This is a genomic window from Phocicoccus pinnipedialis, assembly GCF_903994035.1.
Lineage (GTDB): Bacteria > Bacillota > Bacilli > Staphylococcales > Salinicoccaceae > Phocicoccus > Phocicoccus pinnipedialis.
This window is the reverse complement of sequence record NZ_CAJEWB010000004.1, coordinates 85,476-103,929: the sequence shown is the minus strand read 5'-3', so window position 1 is coordinate 103,929 and position 18,454 is coordinate 85,476. Positions and strand designations below refer to the sequence as shown.

Here is an 18,454-nt window from a genome sequence, read left to right as displayed (position 1 = left end):
AATTTTTATTTATAACTCCTACGTCTTTTATAAAGTACGTAAGTAATTATCATGATTCCTAAACCAAAAATCCATATTGTACCAAGACCGCCAGTATTCGGAAGCTCTTGAGTATCGTTGAGTACCTTAAAGTCGGTAATATCTTCACCTGACAATTCCACAGGTTCACCTGTTTCGTATGACCAAATTTTTATAGATCCATCAATGAGTATTTCGACTTCATATTTATAATCAATTTTTCTATAACCACTTGGTGCTTTTACTTCCGTAAGCGTATATTTACCTGGTATCAGATCGTTAAATATAACTTGTCCTACGTTGTTCGAAGTAACATTCTGAGTCATCGTCGCAGCTTCCTTATTTGTAAGTTTAAACTCAGCTCCACTTAAACCTTCATTTAAATCATTTACTTTTTTGAACTCAAACTGGTACGTTGTGGGTATATTTTTGAATTGATAGAGATTATTCGGCATCGAATAAATCACGTCACCTACTATATAACTTCCATTATCTAGCAACTTTAAAGAATATTCTTTTGTATCTAGTATATAGCCTGTAGGTGCTGTTTTTTCTTTTAATATATAAACGCCTGGTCTTAAATTATTAAAGCGCACATTACCATTTTGATATATTGAGGTCACGGTTTGGTTGTTTCCAGATAACGTAAACTCCGCACCCTCAATTTTCTCATTGGTCTTCGCATCCAACTTTTCGAATTCTACAAAGTACCCTTTCGCTTCAGGTACAGGATACTCTCTTAATTGGCTGGAACCTTGTGTCGGTTTTAATGTAGTTGTACCGTTCATTGGGTAGAAAACATTTGATTCAAAATTGGGCGAATCCGTCCTCAATTTCACTTTATAACTAATGTTTACCCAATCATTTTCACCTAAATTTAGTCCATTTAACTGAATCGTTCGAGTTGCATTATTATAACTCACTTGTACTGAGTTTAGTTTTTCTGGACTGGATGCAGTCAACACATAATCAGATGCATCGAACACATTATTGCTACCTAAATCTAGATCAAACATGCCACCAATGGGGTCGTTAATTTGTCCACTTCTAATACTATTCAATGTTATTTTAGTAATTTCTTCCAATACCGATTGTAATTCGGATGAGGCATTACTCGTATTGAAAGAATATGACGGGTCTGACGCAATTTTCTTTAACACGTTATCCATTTGTGCATTACTCGCGCCACTAGATCCCTGAGCAGTGTCCAAACCTATTGTAATAATTGGTACACTTGGATGATCATTTTGTATACGCTTCGCCTCGGAGATAACTGCTTGTCCATGGTTACTTACATTTACTCCATCTACACTATATCCCCCAAAAAGGAAGCTACTTCCTGTCCCTAATCTTTGATTATAATTAAAATTACTTAGACTCTCTTCTCCTGTAGCGTTTCGAGCTCTATAACTATATGTTGGTGCACCATCCGTGATAACGATCATCATTTTATTTGCAGCAGTAGAGTTTTTTAATATCTCTTCTCCTTCACGTAAACCGAGTTGCGTATTCGTTCCACCTGACGGAGTTGCAGGAATTCTACTCATAATTGTCGCGGCATTATTACTATAGGTTGTATTGCCGGATAAGATGTTTGTTGCGAAATTGACTACCGCAAATCGAACTTGTGCATTTGGGTTAGTGCTATTTTCCCGAGTCGCATTTGTGACAAAAGTGGTCAAGTCACGTTTCATATCCCTCCATCTAGGGCCCGCCATACTCCCTGAATTGTCTACAACTAGTACGATGTCTAGTGGCTCTTTTTTCTCTATTTTTTTCCCTTGTGTCTTAACATTCACGGTATAAGTATTTAAGTCGTTTTCTACTGCCTCGCCAGTTTTTGATAAATATCCTTCTTCATACTCAACTGGCTGGGGGACTCTGTTTCTGTGTAATCCTTCAACATTCCAACTCATACTTGTGATACTACCTACGTGAGTATTCTCAGGCTGAGTTAATGCTGAAAGTGATCGTTGACTGTAACCCATCATGGTTTGAGTTGATAACGCTGGATATTGAGGCGCACGATAATCCTCATAACTCGGTGGCTCTTCAGAATCGATCACATCTTTTGGAATCTCATCAGTACTTTCAGGAGAAAGTTCATCTTCTAATTCGTCTTTAGGCGTGTCTACTTCTTCCTCTTCATTAGCTGAATCTGTTTCGTTCTCTTTTTCTTCACTACCATCTTCAGCACTTTCAGGTGATTGTTCAGACTCACCCTCTTCCTCTGATGTCTCTAAATCGCTAATGCTGAGATTGTATCCGTCTATATCAACTTCTACATCTTCTGAATTTACACTTACTTTGTAGTCATTCTCAATATTTGGTGAGGAATATTTAGGTAAATCGTGTACCGTGTAATTCGTGTCATCAGGTGAGATCTCAATACTTTTTACTTTTGAGTTGTCTTGGTTATGTACATCTAACGTGAATCCTTTTTTAGATGTATTATGAATGTCGCCAGATATGTCTGTGCTTTGGAAGTGATGTAGAATTGTATAATCTTCTACTTCTGTTTTGTAATTAAGTAAGGGTTCTACTTGAATATCATATTGAATTAAGTTTAGATTATCATCAAATTTACGTAGTTCTGTATATTCGTAATTAGCTGTGTCACGAAGTTCTCTATAGGAGTTTGGAACTTGTACTCCATTAGAGAGTAATGTTATTTTAGTCGGAGTTTTTTCGTAGTCTTTCGGAGTATTTTGATAACTTACCTTTCCGTCTATAGTAATATACTGGTAAATTGCATCTTTCGCTGTAATACGGCTACCATTATATGTGGTTGATAATGTTGCATGATAATCTGAAACGTTAGTATCTGTAATGTTAGTAAAAAGTTCAATTCGTACATGCTTTTCTTTATCTGGAACTTTTATAAGATAATATCGTTCATTCGCATCATTATAGTGCTCTGTAATACTAATCCCATTGTGACGAATATTTTCAAGCGTACGTTGGAGATTTAACACATGGTCTCCTTTAAGACTCAACTTTAAAGTGTCTTGGGTTAATGAGCGTTCATCTATATTAATGTCTGCCATAAAACTAATGGTTTTTTGGTCTAATTGATTGGCAGTAAGGGTCATGATCTGCTCATTATTAGACGACCGAGTTTGAACATCTGCTCGAGCAATACTTAAAAATGATTCGAAAATAATCATATTAAGCAATAGTACCAGGACAAAAATAGAGTGTACCTTAGCATATTTCATCAAATACCTCCTATATTATTACATTTTATAATTTTATAATTTTATCACTTATATTATATCATATCTAAATTTTAAACGCTTACTTATTTAAAATAAAAAAAGCTCAACTGTGTACAGTTGAGCTTTGATATTATTCTTCTGGCAACTCAGTGATGCCAATATTTGTCATTTCAAACGCGTTTAGCACATGGTTAATTTGATTTTCAGACAATATACCTTTTTCTAGTATTAACTCGCGAACGCCTTTGCCTGTCTTCATAGCATCTTTAACGATATCTGATGATGCTTTGTAACCGATGTGTGGTACAAGTGCTGTAATGACTCCAAGTGAACGGTCTACATATGCTTGCATTACTTCTCTGTTCGCTTCGATACCTACTATGCAGTAGTCTGTAAATGAGCGGAATGCGTTTGTCATAATGTCGATTGATTGTAATAGGTTGAACTGAAGTACTGGACCCATAACATTTAACTCGAACTGACCTGCTTCAGAGGCAAGAGTTACTGTAAGATCGTTTCCTTGTACCTGGAATGCCACTTGGTTGATCATTTCTGGCATAACCGGGTTTACTTTACCAGGCATGATTGAAGATCCTGGTTGACGAGCTGGTAATACGATTTCTGCGAGTCCTGCTTTGGGACCTGAAGCCATCATACGGATATCATTCGCAATCTTAGACATGTTTATCATCGCGATTTTAAGGTTAGCAGAAACTTCTACATATCCATCAGTGAATTGAGTTGCATCTACTAAGTTTTCTGCAGATACAAGTTCATATCCTGATATCTCGGATAAAATTTTAACAACATGCTTGATGTACTCAGGTTGAGCATTTAAACCCGTACCTACAGCTGTTGCACCGATATTAATTTCTTTTAAGTGTTCTAATGAAAGTTCTATTCTAGCAATGTCTCTTCCAATTACACGCGCGTGAGCACCAAATTCTTGTCCTAAACGAATTGGCACCGCGTCTTGTAAGTGGGTACGTCCCATTTTAATTACGTCGTCAAACTCTTCAGCTTTTTGGCTAAATGCTGCTTGCATATCTCTCATAACATCGAGAAGTTTTTCTGCACGCATGATTACTGCAATGTGGATTGCCGTTGGAACTGAGTCGTTTGTAGATTGAGCCATGTTTACGTGGTTGTTTGGGCTGATGAAATCATAATCGCCTTTTTCACGGCCAAGGATTTCGAGCGCACGATTTGCAATTACTTCGTTACCATTCATGTTAATTGATGTACCAGCTCCACCTTGGATTGGGTCAACAATAAATTGGTCGTGTAATTTACCTTCAATAATTTCTTCTGAAGCTTGTACAATAGCGTTTTTAATCTCTTCGTCAAGATCACCGATCTCAAAGTTTGCGATTGCTGCTGCTTTTTTTACCATCGCAAGTGCACGGATTAAATCATCGTTGATTTTGTTTCCTGTAATTGGGAAGTTCTCTAATGCACGAACTGCTTGTACCCCGTAATATGCACTATCCGCAATTTCTTTCTCTCCAATAAAATCTGATTCAATTCTTGTCTTAACTGACATTCTAACTATTCCTCACTTTGCTATTTTAATTTCATGTCATCAAGGTTTTTAGGGAATTTATTAAATACGTAAGCACCTGAATCCTCTACATAGAGTGCATCTTCTATACGAACTCCAGCCACTCCAGCCTTATAAATCCCTGGCTCAATCGTGATAACGTTTCCAGTGTCTATTATATCATGATTGTTGCTATCAACAGAAGGACTTTCGTGTAAATCATGTCCGAGTCCATGTCCTACTCTGTGTGTAAAGAATTCACCAAATCCATCCGCTTCAATAGAATCACGCGCCGCTTTGTCTATCTCACTGAATTTAGTACCCACTTTAGCTGCTTCAATCCCTGCTATATTTGCCTTTAAAACAGATTCGTAAATGGCTTTTTGTTCTTTATTTGGTTCACCAATAATAAAAGTACGCGTCATGTCTGATACGTAGTTATCTTTAGTAACAATACCGAAGTCGATAAGTAGGAAATCACCTTTCTTAATTACCGTGTCACCAGTGTCACCATGTGGTTTTGCTGCGTTCTTACCCGCTAGGACAATCGGACCGAATGATGGAGCAACTGCGCCAAGTGATTTGAACGTGTCAACCAAGTGATCTGAAACTTGCTGCTCGGTCATGCCTTCTATTTCCATATCGAATAATGTATGCAGCGTTTTTTCTGTGATGTCAACAGCTTCTTGTAACTTTTGTTTGTCATCTTCGTCTTTGATGCCACGCAGTTTGTTAACTGCGTCTTGAATAGATGTGATGTTTTTATCTTCTACAATTTCAAGGAGACGCTTGTAGCGGTTAAATGTAAAGTGATCTCCTTCAACAGCTACAGTTGTTGCGCCATCAAGTACTTTAAAGACTTCCTTGAATGCATCTTCACCATCACGGTGTGGCAAGAACTCGTCGACCTTCGCGCTACCTTTTACCGCTTCGTCGTCGAGCGCTGGGTATACAAGTGATGTCGTGCCGTTTTTCTTAACGATTAACGCAAGTAAACGCTCGTGTGGGTCTGAAAACATTCCTGTAAAGTAAAATACGTTCATGGGATCTGTGATAATTGCAATATCTGTATTCATTTCTTCTGTAAGTAACTGAATTTTATCTGACATAAATACTCTCCTTATTGTTCTAAATACTGGTTAAACCAGTTTGTCATGTACTCGAGTCTTGCGATTCTTAAATTTGGTGCGCCTGTACGAGATAAGTTGTGGTCCGCATCTGGGAATCTCACAAACTGAGTATCTTTACCTCTATATTTTAACTCAGTATAGAGTTGCTCGGCTTGCTCGATAGGACATCTGAAGTCATACTCACTATGTAAAATGAGTAGTGGCGTTTCAATGTCATCAACATACTTGAGTGGTGAATGCTTCCAAAGCGTATCTAAGTCATCGATCCCTGCCATAATCTGCCAGTCTGTGAAGTAGTACCCGATATCCGATACACCTCTGAAGCTGATCCAGTTTGAAATTGAGCGCTGCGTCACTGCCGCCTTGAAGCGATTCGTATGACCAACGATCCAGTTCGTCATGAATCCACCGTATGATCCGCCCGTAACGCCAAGATTGTTTCCATCAATAAAATCATACTTTTCTAAGATAAAATCAACCGCTGCCATGATGTCTTTGTAATCACCATTGCCGTAATCGCCACGAACCGCGTCAACAAATTCTTGTGAGTAACTATGAGAACCTCTTGGGTTAACGAACAGTACTGCATAGCCTTGTGATGCCAACACCTGCATCTCATGGAAGAACGTGTTTGCGTAAAATGCGTGTGGTCCCCCATGAATGTTTACAACCATCGGGACTTTTCCTGATTCGTAATTTGCAGGTTTCATGAACCAGCCGTGAACTTCGGTTTCATCGAAACTTTCGAACACGATATCCTCTGGGTCAACAAGTTCTGTCTCGTCAACATAGTCTTTGTTGACTTCCGTTAACTGCTCAAGTGTTTCTGATGCTAGGTCAAATTTATACAGTTCACTTGGTGACACTGGAGTTGAAATCGTCATGTACACTGCGTCAGAGTTCGCGTCCATACCATATATGTAATGACGTCCTTCTAGTAATGGTTTAACCTCTCCGTCAATGTTACCTTTCCAGAGATTCACAGAACCGTCATCCGATAATAGGAAAACAAACGCCGTGTCGTTCACCCAAACAGCTGGGCTACCTTCAGTGGATTGTTGAATGTCTTGAACAACAGCATCACCTGCTGGCTTATCGAGTTTACCTGTCAGGTCTATACGTTGGCCAGAACTGATTTCATACAGTTCTATGTTTGGATGCGTCGCGTTTTCATACTTACGGTCCATTGCAGTAATGAGTAAGTGTGTGTCATCTTTATTAGTCTCAACGCTAATTATGCCACCCTCTGATCTCTCAATTTCAGTGTCCTCACCGTTTAGATGAATATATAACTTTTGTGAGAAGTTGAAGTCTGGATTCTCACTCTTATCTGTCGCGTATACAAATCCACCGCGAATCGTTTCATACAGTGTAAAGTTCTCTTCTCCGCTCTTCACTGTCGTCACTTCGCGCGAGTCCAGTTTAATCATTTTGATTTGTCTGAACGCAGGTTCAACAGATCCAAATGGACCTGGGAGGCCATCAGATTTGTATTTCATGCGATTGACAACAACTGGTTCTGGGAACTTCTCGTCGTTGTCCTTATTTTTAGAGTGTTCGTCTTTTTCATCAACGGGCACTGATACATGGTAGAACACTTTGCTACCACCCTTGCAGAACATGGCGTTGGACACACCATATTTCTCGTCTGTTAACTGTTCACGTTCTCCTCCTGCTTCACGCAGGATAAACAACTGTGGCTTATCATTATCGCCATTTGCAATAAATACTGACATATTGCCTGTTGGGCTATGCATGATGCTGCTTAAACGTTCTTTGCTATACGTTAATTTTAGGTTTCCTTTGTCACTATACTGATGTAAATGTGTGTAATACGTGTTGTTGTCTTCATCGAGACTTGTCACATAATACGTCACGCGTTCAGAATTCGGCACCACTTTTGGCGTAGATACTGACTTGATGTTAAAAATATCGTTAATTTGTACTGTTTTCTTCTTGTTCATGCGCACTCTCCTAAAAATCATCTTTAAATTTATTCTAACAGATATAATTATGTCATTCTTATCATGCGTTTATAAAGCAATATGAATATGATTGGCACACCAGATAGCATCACGATGATCCCTGTCGGTACTGTATATGGCATTAGAATCACGCGTCCCACTACATCCGCAACAACTAAAAATATACTTCCAAATAATGCTGATTGCATTAATAGCTCTCTTGTTTTCATCGGTTTAAAATACTGCAACGTTTGTGGAACAATGATTCCGACGAGTCCGATGATTCCTGTTAGGCTGATGAGTGCGAGTGGGGCCAAACCTAAAACCACAAGCATCATGAAGCGTAACCTTCCGACATTGACACCTAAACTATGTGCACGCAATTCTCCGAGCGTTAGATAATCTAATAATAGAGCATTTTTTAATGCATAGATTGCAGAACCTAAAAACAGAATTCCTACGATCAAACAATGATAAATATTTGCGTTACCGAACGAGCCAAACATAAATGTGAGTAAGTGATTAGTCTTGTCCGGCTGAAACAAAATAAAGATGTACAACAGTCCACTAAATAGTGCCCCGAGTAATATCCCCGTAATAATCAGCGTCGCTGGCGCATATTTATAGTCTAGCCTTTTCGAAATTAGAAGTACGATTCCGAGAGTCATTAACCCTGTCGTTATCCCAAATAATGAGATAAAAACAATCGGTAAGCCTAACGAAATCGCAAAGAATGCACCGAGCGTTGCACCGTTTGCCATACCTAGCGTGAAACTATCGGCCATCCTGTTCTGAAGAACCACTTGATACACTGCACCACTCATTGAAAGAGCCGCTCCTCCAAGAGCCGCGAGCACCGTCCTGGGAATTCGTATTTCTGTCAACACAAATAATTGTCCCTGTAGATCATTAAAAACGTTGATTGGTCCAATGAGAATCGACAGCAATGAGACAATGATGAGTCCCATCACTAAGTTACTAGTTTTCATCGTTAAAACACTCTGCGAGTGACTTCATGCCTTGGATGATCCTAGGTCCTGGACGGGATACTAGGTTCACATCTGGTGTACACTGATTTCCAAGATCTGTAATATCTAAAGATTTCAGACCTGGTGTCGATTTCAACATATCTCTGAAGTCTTTATCACTCATATCTGTCAAGTTAATTGCCACTTGTGGTTCATGCTTCACTAAAGATTCGTTCGATACAACAGGATAGCCTTTTAAATCACTGAAGACGTTGACCATCCCTGCCCCTTTTAACAAGCTAGAAATAAATGTATCTCTACCGACCGTGTAGATTTCAGGTGTTGGAGATAAAAACACGACTGCCCTTTGCTTGGTCTTTGGCTCAATACTTTCTTTGAACTCCGTAAACTCTGCTTCAAGCCTCTCAACAACATCATCTGCTTCTTGAGACTTACCTAGGAAGTTTCCGACTGTTTCTATATCACGAAATACATCTTCAATAGAAGTCGCATCTGCTACCACGAGTACTTTCGCACCAGTCGCTTTTTTAACACGTTCTATTTCTGAACTGATACCATCATTTATGCTTTCATGAGATACGATATGTGTTGGCTTCTCAGCAATAACTTTCTCAACGTCAAAGTTGAACGTGTCGATTTTAGTAATATCATCAGACTTTACCATGTCCGGAAAGTCATCAGATACCGTCACCATGACAAGCGAATCAAAAAGCCCGAGCTCTGACACAATCTCAGTATTAGACGGAATGAGAGAAACGATTCTCATTTCTGTATCATGTTCTTTTTGACACGCAGCGAGCGTTATCATAATAAGCATTATTAGCACTAAATATACTCTCTTCATAGATTCTCCTTTATATATTAGTTATTTTTCTAAAGATATGTAAAAAGCCAAGCGTACATTTATGTACGCTTGGCCCTATCTTACATTTTTTCTGGCGCTGATACACCAACGAGTCGTAATGCATTCTCAATTGTTTGACGCGTAGCCTCAATCATAGCTAGGTATGCGTAGGTTTTGTCTTCATTTTCACCAAGTACTTTTTCTTGGTTATAGAATTTATGGAACTCGCTTGCGAGTTCTTGTACGTAGTTTGTGATTCTTTGGTTTGCACGATTTTTCGCTGCATTTTTAACAATTTCAGGGAAGCTACCGATCTTTTTCAGTAACTCTAACGCCTGTGGATGTTCGATGACATCATAGCCTTTTGTCGTATCAATCTCGAATCCTTGCTCTTTTGCTTGGCGTAGAATTGAGCAAATACGCGCGTGTGCATACTGAACGTAGTACACAGGATTTTCGCTTGATTCAGATTTCGCTAAGCTTAAGTCGAAGTCAAACGGCGTGTCTGCACTTCTCATCGCTAAGAAGAAACGCGCTGCATCTACTCCAATTAATTCCATGAGCTCACGTAACGTAACAGCATTACCTGTACGCTTACTCATCTTCACTTCTTTACCATCTTCAATTAAACGAACCATCTGCATGATTTCAATTTCTAGGCGTTCTGGATCTTGTCCTAATGCACCAATCGCACCTTTAAGACGGTTAATGTAACCGTGATGATCTGCACCAAATAGATTGATGAGGGTATCGAAACCACGTTCTAACTTGTCGTAGTGGTACGCAATATCTGGCATTAAGTACGTGTACGAACCGTCAGACTTAATTAAAACTCTGTCTTTATCATCTTTAAAGTCTGTCGTACGCAACCATAACGCACCGTCTTCTTCATAAGTGAACCCATTTGCTTTAATAGCCTCAAGTGCCGCTTCAACTTCATTTTTCTCGTACAATGACATTTCACTAAACCAGTTATCGAAATGAACACCAAAGTCAGCTAAGTCTTGTTTTAAGTTTCTCATCTCATATTCGACACCGAGTTCACGGAATTTTTTAATACGTGTTTCGTCGTCTAGGTCTTTGTATTCAGGGTGTCTCTCGGCAAGTTCGACACCGATTTCCTTGATGTCCTTTCCATGATACCCATCTTCAGGAAGTGACATGTCTTCTCCGAGCGCTTGGAAGAATCTCGCATCGATTGAGCACGCTAAATTGTTAATTTGGTTACCCGCATCGTTGATGTAATACTCACGGCTCACATCGTATCCAGCGAAATCTAATATATTCGCTAACGTTTCACCGACCGCTGCGTTTCTCGCGTGACCAATGTGGAGTGCACCTGTTGGATTCGCTGAAACAAATTCTATTAGGATCGACTCTTTGTCGTCACGAACCGTGCGACCGTAGTTTTCTTTCTCTTCTAACACGCGGTCGATGATATTTGTAAGTGATGCGCTGCTCATTTTAAAGTTAATAAACCCAGGCCCCGCAATGTCTACAGATTCAATACTCAGTGCCTCTTTGTCTAAATTATCAACAAGTTCTTCCGCAATGACTCTCGGGTTCTTACGAGCAAGTTTCGTTAACACCATCGCCAAGTTTGTTGAGAAGTCTCCGTTGTTTTTATCTTTAGGGATTTCAATTTTAATATCTGGAATCGTTTCGATATTTTGAGTCTCAGTGACTGCTACTTTTAAAGCGTCTTGTAGTTGTTGTTTAATATCCATACGCTATTTTTCCTCTTTCTTTAATGTGTACTTGTAGTTACCAAGTTTTTCATCGCCTTCATAAAGATCGTAATCAATGTGTATAACATTATCATTTAATTGAATATCGTTCGTGTGTACAAAAAAATGGTGTCGCCCTGCAAGTGATTCATAAAACGTATCGGTAAGTGTGTCTTTAACAAACGTAAAGTTCATATTGATGACACCACGTCGCCTAATTTTGACTCTATTTTCTTCAACTTTCAGTACGCATTTTAATTTGTGCTCATCGAGCGCTTCGGTATACAGATAATACGTGCTTCCTTTTTTCGTTTTAACATTGACATCAAGCGTCTGTTCAAAGCGTTTATTCTCAGTACTTGTTGCCACAACTTGTGTTAATTTATACGTTTGTCTCACCACCATGATTTGTATATTATAGCATAAAAAGGTACTAAAAAAGGCAGAGCATGCGCTCCACCTTTAGTGTCTTAGTTATACTATATAACTATATTTTATTGTATCTTTATTTTGATTATATATCAAATGGTTATTTGAAAAACCGAGCTATTTTAGAGTACTTTTTGTAATTCTTTAGAATTTGTCCACATTTCTTTGTTATGATTCATCAGAAATTCTTTTAATACCGCTTTTGCCTTATCGTCTAAAATACTCAGGTCAATGCGCCCTTTTAGTGCGTGGTCAAGTGAGTTCACGTGTTCGTGCATCATTTTATATCCACGGCGTTTTTCTTTATTGACCATTTCGTAACATGCAGTTACTCCGCTGTATGCCGGACCTTGCTCTAGTCTTTCAACCGCAACCCACACTAGGAAATATTCTTTTTTTCCTTCCCCTTCTGCTTCACTCTTATCCGTTACCCATTTCACACGCTTCTCAACTTCAGCGCGCGCATGTAATCCACCCATGTCGATCCAAACCTCATATGTGTCTAAATCGATAAACACAGGTGCAACGTTTTCTAAAGATATTGCTCCAATATTTACACCCCGGTGTCCATCTAGTGGATCATTTTTAATGATATTAAATTGGAATCCTGGTTTTTTATCTGACAACAAAATCTCCTCCTATGACAATTCGTCAAGCAAATCTAAAATACGCGATTTTAGCTTCTCATTCTCTATATTATTGACTTTTTCCTTAGGAAAGTACAACTTTGAGTCAAATCTATGAATTCCTGTAATTGAATTTATGATGATTGACTGAGAACTAATTTCTCTGACTTCACCATTACTTTTTAACAGGTGAATCGGTCTTCTCGTATCCTTGCTACCTGGACGATCATAATCGTATGGCATGTCAGAATAGCTATCTGAGAACAAGTTGTACTTCGGATCAATGCCTGCTTCAGTAAAGAGCATATTAAGTTCGCTCATCGTGATATATGAGCCGTCAAACGGAATGTACTTGAAAAGTTCACGGTTCACAAAACGGTCCGCGAGTTCACTTAAGACCTCATCTTTCTCATACATCCACTCCTGAAGATAAAAATTCACGACCATCTCGTCCAGTATCAGATAATCTTCGACAGAAACATCCTCGTCGAAAAATGGCTTCAAATATTTAGGCTCTTGTAAGAATCTATATCCTTCTTTATATAGTTCTTGCGCACGTCTAAATATTAATGTAAGTAATACTTCCCCTCCACGTGAAACTGGATGGAAGTACACTTGCCAATACATTTGATAACGGCTCATCAGATAATCCTCGACCGCGTGCATTCCCGTTTCTTTAATTAAAATCTCATCTTTCGTTGGAATCATCACACGAAGCAGTCGATCAATATCAAACTTACCATACTCTACTCCCGTGAAATAAGCGTCTCTCTGAAGGTAATCCATGCGATCTGCATCAATCTGACTCGAGATCATGCTCACGATAAGCTTATTCGGATGCGTATGATCGATAACACTCGCGACTTCTTCAGGAAACGTGTCTGATACTCTTCTTAAGACCTTATTGACTTCAGTGTCTCCTAAAATAATTTTTCTCGTATAATATTCGTGATCTGTGTTAAAAATTTTTTCAAAACTGTGAGAGAACGGTCCATGTCCAAGGTCATGTAGGAGTGCCGCAGATAATGCGAGCACTCTGTCTTCATCATTCCACACTTCGTACTTTCTGAAGTTACGAATCATAATTCTCACAATTTCATACACACCGAGTGAGTGATTGAATCTCGAATGTTCTGCTGAGTGAAAAGCCATATATAACGTACCAAGTTGTCTGATACGTCTTAGTCTCTGGAACTCACGTGTTTTTATGAGATCCCAGATCACTTGGTCAGTGACGTGTGCATAGCTGTGGATTGGATCCTTGAACACTTTCTCATCTTTTAATTTTTGGTTTTTATATGGAATCATGGCGTCCCTCCTATACAGGACGTGTTAATTTTGGTTTTACAAAGATAATAAAATGAATTAATGCAATTGCAATTGGTAGCACCATCAGTTGATACATCTGACCGTAACCTACGGCTCCTGCAATCAAACCTAAGATCAGTGGTCCAAAGCCAAGTCCGATCTCTAAACTAATGAAGAATGTAGATGTTGATAGGCCGATATTGTCTTTATCTCCAAGTTCAACACATGTTGCTTGTGCGATACTCTGATAGTTCCCCATTCCGAGACCAATCACCGCGGCACTCACAAGAACCATCCAATCACTGATTGCACCACCTAGAATGTAATATCCTATTGCGTTGAATATAATCGTTGTGATGATTAAACCAACCGAACCTTTTTGGTCTAAGATACGACCAGTGATCGGACGTGTGAGCATCGTTGCTGCTGAGTATACGATAAAGAACAGCGATGCTGCAAGTACGTAACCATTCAGTATTGTGTACGTACCAATAAATGCGAATATCGTCGACTGTGTGAAACCAAGAATCAGGATACCAGGTGCCATCACTGCTGCTTTTTTATCAATTACTTTGAATTGTACATTCCTATATTTACTATAACTGTTATTTGTCTTCACGAAAAGAAACAATACCGTCGTAACCGCCATGATAATACCAACAATGACTAGCATCTGATTGAAAGACATATCTTTAAATATAGTAAAGCTTGCAAATGGACCGATTGAAGATGCAAGAACTAAACTCAAGCTGAAGTAGCTGATTCCTTCTCCCCTTCTATCTTTCGGAAGAATAATTGTCGCAAGCGTATTTAAAGCAGTACTGATATATCCAGTTGCGAAACCGTTTAATAGTCGCACAATAATTAAAAAGATAAGACCATAATCTAAAAAGTAGAACGCGTATGTTAGAAAGAACATCGCTACTCCACCCCACACTACATTTTTAACCCCAACTTTATTAATTAGGTTACCACTTACGGCGCGCCCTGATAAAATACCCAAAATAAATACACTCGCAACAAATCCTGCGAGTGATGGTCCAATTCCATATTTTTCCATGGACACACCACTCACCGTAACTAGTGTTGTGTACATACTAAACATCAAAATAAAATGAAAAATAAAAACAATAATAAATTCTAAAGTAAATATTCTTGAGCGTACTTCGCTCACACTCATGATAAAACTCCCTTCATTGCTCTATATGTCAAAACGTGCATTCCGCTTTTTCATATTGAGAAGAAATTTTTTGTAATCTTCGTGTGTCTTGTCGAATGGCGGTAACACGCTCATTCCGCCATAGCGTTTCGTTAACACATCCTTTATGCGACCTTCAATGAGCTCTACAGTGAATGGCTCTCCTGTCAATTCCGACAAGCTCGCCATGACGTCTGGCACAATTTTTGGATACATAAATTTAGACGATTCTTCTGCTCGTGCGTGCGAGTAGAATTCCTTCATGATCCTCGCACGATCTGCACCGCTTCCCATTACTGCTATATATATTTGAATTGAAACACCATCGCGAATGCGTCGTTGAGAGATTCCCGCAAACTTTTTGCCACCGATAGATAAATCAAAATTTCCTGGGCAATAACTCCCCACAATTTCATACGCATCGATTGTTTCGTGTGGTAAGATATCTTTCATTAAGTTGAACATGAGTTCATATCCAATCTCTATCGTTGAAGCTTCATCTTTATGTACAATCATAGAAAGATTCAATATTCCTTTGTCTAACACAACACCAAGTCCACCACTGTTCCTCACAATGTAGTTCATGCCACTGTCCTCTAGAAATTTTATTCCAGACTCTAAATTCGGTAAACGCATATCTTGTAGACCAAGAATAACAAATTCGTCGTGCACCCACGTTCTTGCTTTATTAATATGGTCCTCTGACACCAAGTGCATCAAGAGATCATCGTATGCAAACGATTCAAACGGATGCTTTGTGTATTCAATCGGTAAAAAATGCCAAGTCTGTTCGTTCATAACTACTCCTCAAAAATTTCATTATTTTTATATTATACTTAATTCGTCACAATTTTTCAGAATATCAACTTTAAGTTCAAATTTTAATTAGATACAATGAACTTAACCGTAAATTCTGGAGGGATTTTAATGAGTGAAGCAGTTAGTACATTAGATGGTTGGTGGAGTCTGCACCTACTCTACAACGTAGATTGGACAGCACTCCGTCTACTTGACGAGGCAGAACAAGACGCACTGATCTCTGAATTACAAGCTTTCTTAGATAAACAACAAGCTGTACAAGATGAAAAGAATGGAAGTTATGCGTTCTACAACATCACAGGTCAAAAGGCAGATTTATTATTATGGTTACTTAGACCAACTGTAGATGAGTTAAACGCACTTGAGCTTGAATTCAACAAGCTTCAGATATCTGAATTCTTAATGCCATCATATTCATATGTATCTGTTGTTGAAATGTCATCATATCTTGCAAAAGATTCGGATGAAGATCCGTATGAGAACCCATACGTGAAATCAAGACTATATCCTGACTTACCTAAGTCACAGTACATTTGTTTTTATCCTATGGACAAAAAACGTGATGGAGATGACAACTGGTATATGCTACCAATGGAGGAACGCCAGAAACTGATGCGTGACCATGGGATGATCGGACGTTCTTATGCAGGTAAAATCAAGCAATATATTACGGGCTCACAAGGTTTAGATAAATACGAATGGGGAGTAACTCTCTTGTCTGATGACATGTTAGAGTTCAAGAAAATCATCTACGAGATGAGATTCGATGAAACATCTGCACGTTATGGCGTGTTCGGTGACTTCTACGTTGGTGTCCACATACCTAACGATCAATTAGATCTGCTTTTCAAATAATTAATATTAAAATGTTTCGTGTTTTCCAAAACTGTGTATTATATAAAGTACAAAGAATTTAGGAGGACACATTGAATGAGTAGACTAATTAAACGTGCGCTTGTCTTTATCGCTCCAGTTGTTATTGGTAAAGTAGTGGACAAGATCATGAATAAAAACACTTCAAAAAATCCGTATACAACCGGCAAAAAACGCTAATATATATTAACGCCTCTTAAATTGTACTTAATTTAAGAGGCTTTTTGTGTCTGTAGACTCTGTGCAAAAACATAGGTGGAATGGCGAAATTTACAAGTTGGCATTTACTTACCAAATCCAGAAAAACAAATGAACATTTTCTGGAAAACATGATTACCCTCAAATAAAATTAAAAAATCATGCTACCATACTGGTAACATGATTTTACTGAATCACTAAGCAGGGATTTTAAGTGCGCCAATGATCACCATCACCCAAGATGCAATAAAGAATACGCCACCAATCGGTGTAACTGCACCTAAAATCTTAACGCCACTCAATGCTAATACGAAAAGGCTCCCGCTAAATAAAATAATACCCACTAACATAATCCAACCAGCTGTTCCAAATAGTTGTATACCCGTCATATGCTTTAACACACCAATCAATATGATTCCTAACCCATGATACATCTGGTAACGACATGCTGTTTCCCATACTTGTAAGTAATGCTCTGATAATTTCCCTTCTAATCCGTGTGCGCCAAACGCTCCACAAGCTACGCTTATTAGCGCGTTAATTGCTCCAACAATAATTAATACCTTCATAATTGTACTCCTTTAAAAATCAAAAATAGATGTTGCATTTGTCTTCTCTTCAGCGAGCAACAGCCCGTCCAAATTTTTGCGCTCTGGAATCTTACGTTCCTTAGGCTCTTCTTTCACTTCCATGTTTTTATCTTCTTTTAACACTGCCACAAGGCGCTCTACCGCATATAAGTGCTTGTCGTCATTCGACGCTTCGTACTTATCAAGTTCTTCATGAATCTCATTTAAAATACGTTTACGCATCTCTCTCACTCCATTCTACCTCAGTCTTTCCAACTGATTCCAAGAAGTCATTCGTTTCGCTGAACGGCTTCGATCCAAAGAATCCACGGTATGCTGATAATGGGCTCGGATGGGCGGATTGAATAATCTTGTGCTTACTCTCGTCAATTAGTTTAATTTTCGATTGCGCAGGTTTTCCCCACAAGATAAAAACAACGTCCTCTCGATACTTGGAAACGGCCTCGATCACCGCGTCCGTGAAAACTTCCCAGCCGATACCCCTATGGGAATTGGCTTGGTGCGCATCAACTGTTAGCACGGTATTCAAGAGAAGCACACCTTCTTTTGCCCAGTCTGATAAAGAACCAGTCGTACGTGTAATCCCTAAATCATTCTCTAATTCCTTATAGATATTTCTTAGGGATGGTGGGAACTTCGCCCCGTCACGCACCGCAAATGCCAAACCATATGCTTGATTGATGTTGTGATATGGATCTTGCCCGAGAATTACGACCTTCACATCTTCAAACGGCGTTAGATCAAATGCTTTATATATCTCATCGCGCTTCGGAAATACCTTCCCCTCACTATACTTCTCATCTAAAATTTCGTTAAGTCGTGTAAAATCATAGTTATTTTTAATCTCACTAAAGACATCTTGCCATTCCACAGGATCCCCCCTATTTCTTTAATATTATACCATTTTTATAATGAGCATGAGGGTAGAATGTTACATGATTTAATAGTAGAATATAGATATTATTTGATTCTTAAGGGGCGTT

The 18,454-nt window shown here is 38.8% G+C and carries 17 protein-coding genes; 2 read left to right on the top strand and 15 right to left on the bottom strand.

Annotated elements, in window-relative coordinates:
- Positions 1 to 5: 5 nt before the first annotated feature.
- The 12 genes from H9D55_RS01140 to H9D55_RS01085 all read right to left on the bottom strand — a co-directional run bounded on the left by H9D55_RS01140 (position 6) and on the right by H9D55_RS01085 (position 15,789).
- Positions 6 to 3,236: a SpaA isopeptide-forming pilin-related protein gene (locus H9D55_RS01140; protein WP_186076101.1), complete on the bottom strand. Its 3,231-nt coding sequence runs from the start codon at positions 3,234 to 3,236 to the stop codon at positions 6 to 8.
- 130 nt (positions 3,237 to 3,366) lie between these two features.
- Entirely contained in the window at positions 3,367 to 4,779 is a 1,413-nt protein-coding gene (aspA, locus tag H9D55_RS01135) for an aspartate ammonia-lyase (RefSeq protein ID WP_186076099.1), read from the bottom strand.
- Positions 4,780 to 4,799: 20 nt separating this feature from the next.
- Positions 4,800 to 5,885, bottom strand: coding sequence for a M24 family metallopeptidase (locus H9D55_RS01130; RefSeq protein ID WP_186076097.1), 1,086 nt, complete (start codon positions 5,883 to 5,885; stop codon positions 4,800 to 4,802).
- A gap of 11 nt (positions 5,886 to 5,896) precedes the next feature.
- On the bottom strand, positions 5,897 to 7,870 hold the full coding sequence (locus H9D55_RS01125) for an alpha/beta hydrolase family protein (RefSeq protein WP_186076096.1): 1,974 nt from the start codon (positions 7,868 to 7,870) through the stop codon (positions 5,897 to 5,899).
- A gap of 47 nt (positions 7,871 to 7,917) precedes the next feature.
- The gene (locus H9D55_RS01120) at positions 7,918 to 8,859 is read right to left on the bottom strand and encodes a FecCD family ABC transporter permease (protein ID WP_186076094.1); all 942 of its coding nucleotides are present in this window, start codon (positions 8,857 to 8,859) and stop codon (positions 7,918 to 7,920) included.
- Entirely contained in the window at positions 8,849 to 9,676 is an 828-nt protein-coding gene (locus H9D55_RS01115) for an ABC transporter substrate-binding protein (protein WP_186076093.1), read from the bottom strand. Before H9D55_RS01115 ends, H9D55_RS01120 begins: the two co-directional genes overlap by 11 nt.
- Before the next feature lie 107 nt (positions 9,677 to 9,783).
- Positions 9,784 to 11,430: an arginine--tRNA ligase gene (argS, locus tag H9D55_RS01110; RefSeq protein WP_186076091.1), complete on the bottom strand. Its 1,647-nt coding sequence runs from the start codon at positions 11,428 to 11,430 to the stop codon at positions 9,784 to 9,786.
- A 3-nt stretch (positions 11,431 to 11,433) separates the two neighbouring features.
- Positions 11,434 to 11,835: a DUF1934 domain-containing protein gene (locus tag H9D55_RS01105; RefSeq protein ID WP_208454716.1), complete on the bottom strand. Its 402-nt coding sequence runs from the start codon at positions 11,833 to 11,835 to the stop codon at positions 11,434 to 11,436.
- Positions 11,836 to 11,981: 146 nt separating this feature from the next.
- The gene (locus H9D55_RS01100) at positions 11,982 to 12,485 is read right to left on the bottom strand and encodes a YwhD family protein (protein WP_186076087.1); all 504 of its coding nucleotides are present in this window, start codon (positions 12,483 to 12,485) and stop codon (positions 11,982 to 11,984) included.
- A gap of 12 nt (positions 12,486 to 12,497) precedes the next feature.
- Positions 12,498 to 13,793 carry an HD domain-containing protein gene (locus tag H9D55_RS01095; RefSeq protein ID WP_186076085.1) on the bottom strand — a complete coding sequence of 432 codons (1,296 nt, stop codon included), beginning with the start codon at positions 13,791 to 13,793 and terminating at the stop codon, positions 12,498 to 12,500.
- A gap of 10 nt (positions 13,794 to 13,803) precedes the next feature.
- Positions 13,804 to 14,973, bottom strand: a complete 1,170-nt coding sequence (locus H9D55_RS01090) for an MFS transporter (RefSeq protein ID WP_186076083.1) — start codon at positions 14,971 to 14,973, stop codon at positions 13,804 to 13,806.
- 21 nt (positions 14,974 to 14,994) lie between these two features.
- A complete protein-coding gene (locus H9D55_RS01085; protein WP_186076081.1) occupies positions 14,995 to 15,789 on the bottom strand; it encodes a lipoate--protein ligase family protein in 795 nt (264 codons plus the stop codon).
- Between the two features lie 129 nt (positions 15,790 to 15,918).
- Here H9D55_RS01085 and hemQ point away from each other — a divergent pair, with 129 nt between their 5' ends.
- Both hemQ and H9D55_RS08185 read left to right on the top strand, forming a co-directional pair.
- A complete protein-coding gene (hemQ, locus tag H9D55_RS01080) occupies positions 15,919 to 16,665 on the top strand; it encodes a hydrogen peroxide-dependent heme synthase (RefSeq protein WP_186076079.1) in 747 nt (248 codons plus the stop codon).
- Between the two features lie 75 nt (positions 16,666 to 16,740).
- Positions 16,741 to 16,863 (top strand): hypothetical protein, encoded by a 123-nt coding sequence (locus H9D55_RS08185; RefSeq protein ID WP_268883994.1) that lies wholly within the window; start codon positions 16,741 to 16,743, stop codon positions 16,861 to 16,863.
- Between the two features lie 215 nt (positions 16,864 to 17,078).
- Here the strand turns inward: H9D55_RS08185 and H9D55_RS01075 are convergent, their stop codons facing one another.
- Genes H9D55_RS01075 through H9D55_RS01065 form a run of 3 tightly spaced genes read right to left on the bottom strand, consistent with a single transcriptional unit; the run spans position 17,079 to position 18,342 of the window.
- Positions 17,079 to 17,450 carry a DUF423 domain-containing protein gene (locus tag H9D55_RS01075; RefSeq protein WP_186076077.1) on the bottom strand — a complete coding sequence of 124 codons (372 nt, stop codon included), beginning with the start codon at positions 17,448 to 17,450 and terminating at the stop codon, positions 17,079 to 17,081.
- A gap of 12 nt (positions 17,451 to 17,462) precedes the next feature.
- The gene (locus H9D55_RS01070; RefSeq protein ID WP_186076075.1) at positions 17,463 to 17,693 is read right to left on the bottom strand and encodes a hypothetical protein; all 231 of its coding nucleotides are present in this window, start codon (positions 17,691 to 17,693) and stop codon (positions 17,463 to 17,465) included.
- The gene (locus H9D55_RS01065; protein ID WP_186076073.1) at positions 17,686 to 18,342 is read right to left on the bottom strand and encodes a uracil-DNA glycosylase; all 657 of its coding nucleotides are present in this window, start codon (positions 18,340 to 18,342) and stop codon (positions 17,686 to 17,688) included. Before H9D55_RS01065 ends, H9D55_RS01070 begins: the two co-directional genes overlap by 8 nt.
- Between the last annotated feature and the right edge of the window lie 112 nt (positions 18,343 to 18,454).

Bases quoted from the DNA above. Each gene is read 5' to 3' on its own strand.
- H9D55_RS01140 (WP_186076101.1), bottom strand. From the start codon at position 3,236: ATGAAATATGCTAAGGTACACTCTATTTTTGTCCTGGTACTATTGCTT.
- aspA (WP_186076099.1), bottom strand. From the start codon at position 4,779: ATGTCAGTTAAGACAAGAATTGAATCAGATTTTATTGGAGAGAAAGAA.
- H9D55_RS01130 (WP_186076097.1), bottom strand. From the start codon at position 5,885: ATGTCAGATAAAATTCAGTTACTTACAGAAGAAATGAATACAGATATT.
- H9D55_RS01125 (WP_186076096.1), bottom strand. From the start codon at position 7,870: ATGAACAAGAAGAAAACAGTACAAATTAACGATATTTTTAACATCAAG.
- H9D55_RS01120 (WP_186076094.1), bottom strand. From the start codon at position 8,859: ATGAAAACTAGTAACTTAGTGATGGGACTCATCATTGTCTCATTGCTG.
- H9D55_RS01115 (WP_186076093.1), bottom strand. From the start codon at position 9,676: ATGCTTATTATGATAACGCTCGCTGCGTGTCAAAAAGAACATGATACA.
- argS (WP_186076091.1), bottom strand. From the start codon at position 11,430: ATGGATATTAAACAACAACTACAAGACGCTTTAAAAGTAGCAGTCACT.
- H9D55_RS01105 (WP_208454716.1), bottom strand. From the start codon at position 11,835: ATGGTGGTGAGACAAACGTATAAATTAACACAAGTTGTGGCAACAAGT.
- H9D55_RS01095 (WP_186076085.1), bottom strand. From the start codon at position 13,793: ATGATTCCATATAAAAACCAAAAATTAAAAGATGAGAAAGTGTTCAAG.
- H9D55_RS01090 (WP_186076083.1), bottom strand. From the start codon at position 14,973: ATGAGTGTGAGCGAAGTACGCTCAAGAATATTTACTTTAGAATTTATT.
- H9D55_RS01085 (WP_186076081.1), bottom strand. From the start codon at position 15,789: ATGAACGAACAGACTTGGCATTTTTTACCGATTGAATACACAAAGCAT.
- hemQ (WP_186076079.1), top strand. From the start codon at position 15,919: ATGAGTGAAGCAGTTAGTACATTAGATGGTTGGTGGAGTCTGCACCTA.
- H9D55_RS08185 (WP_268883994.1), top strand. From the start codon at position 16,741: ATGAGTAGACTAATTAAACGTGCGCTTGTCTTTATCGCTCCAGTTGTT.
- H9D55_RS01075 (WP_186076077.1), bottom strand. From the start codon at position 17,450: ATGAAGGTATTAATTATTGTTGGAGCAATTAACGCGCTAATAAGCGTA.
- H9D55_RS01070 (WP_186076075.1), bottom strand. From the start codon at position 17,693: ATGCGTAAACGTATTTTAAATGAGATTCATGAAGAACTTGATAAGTAC.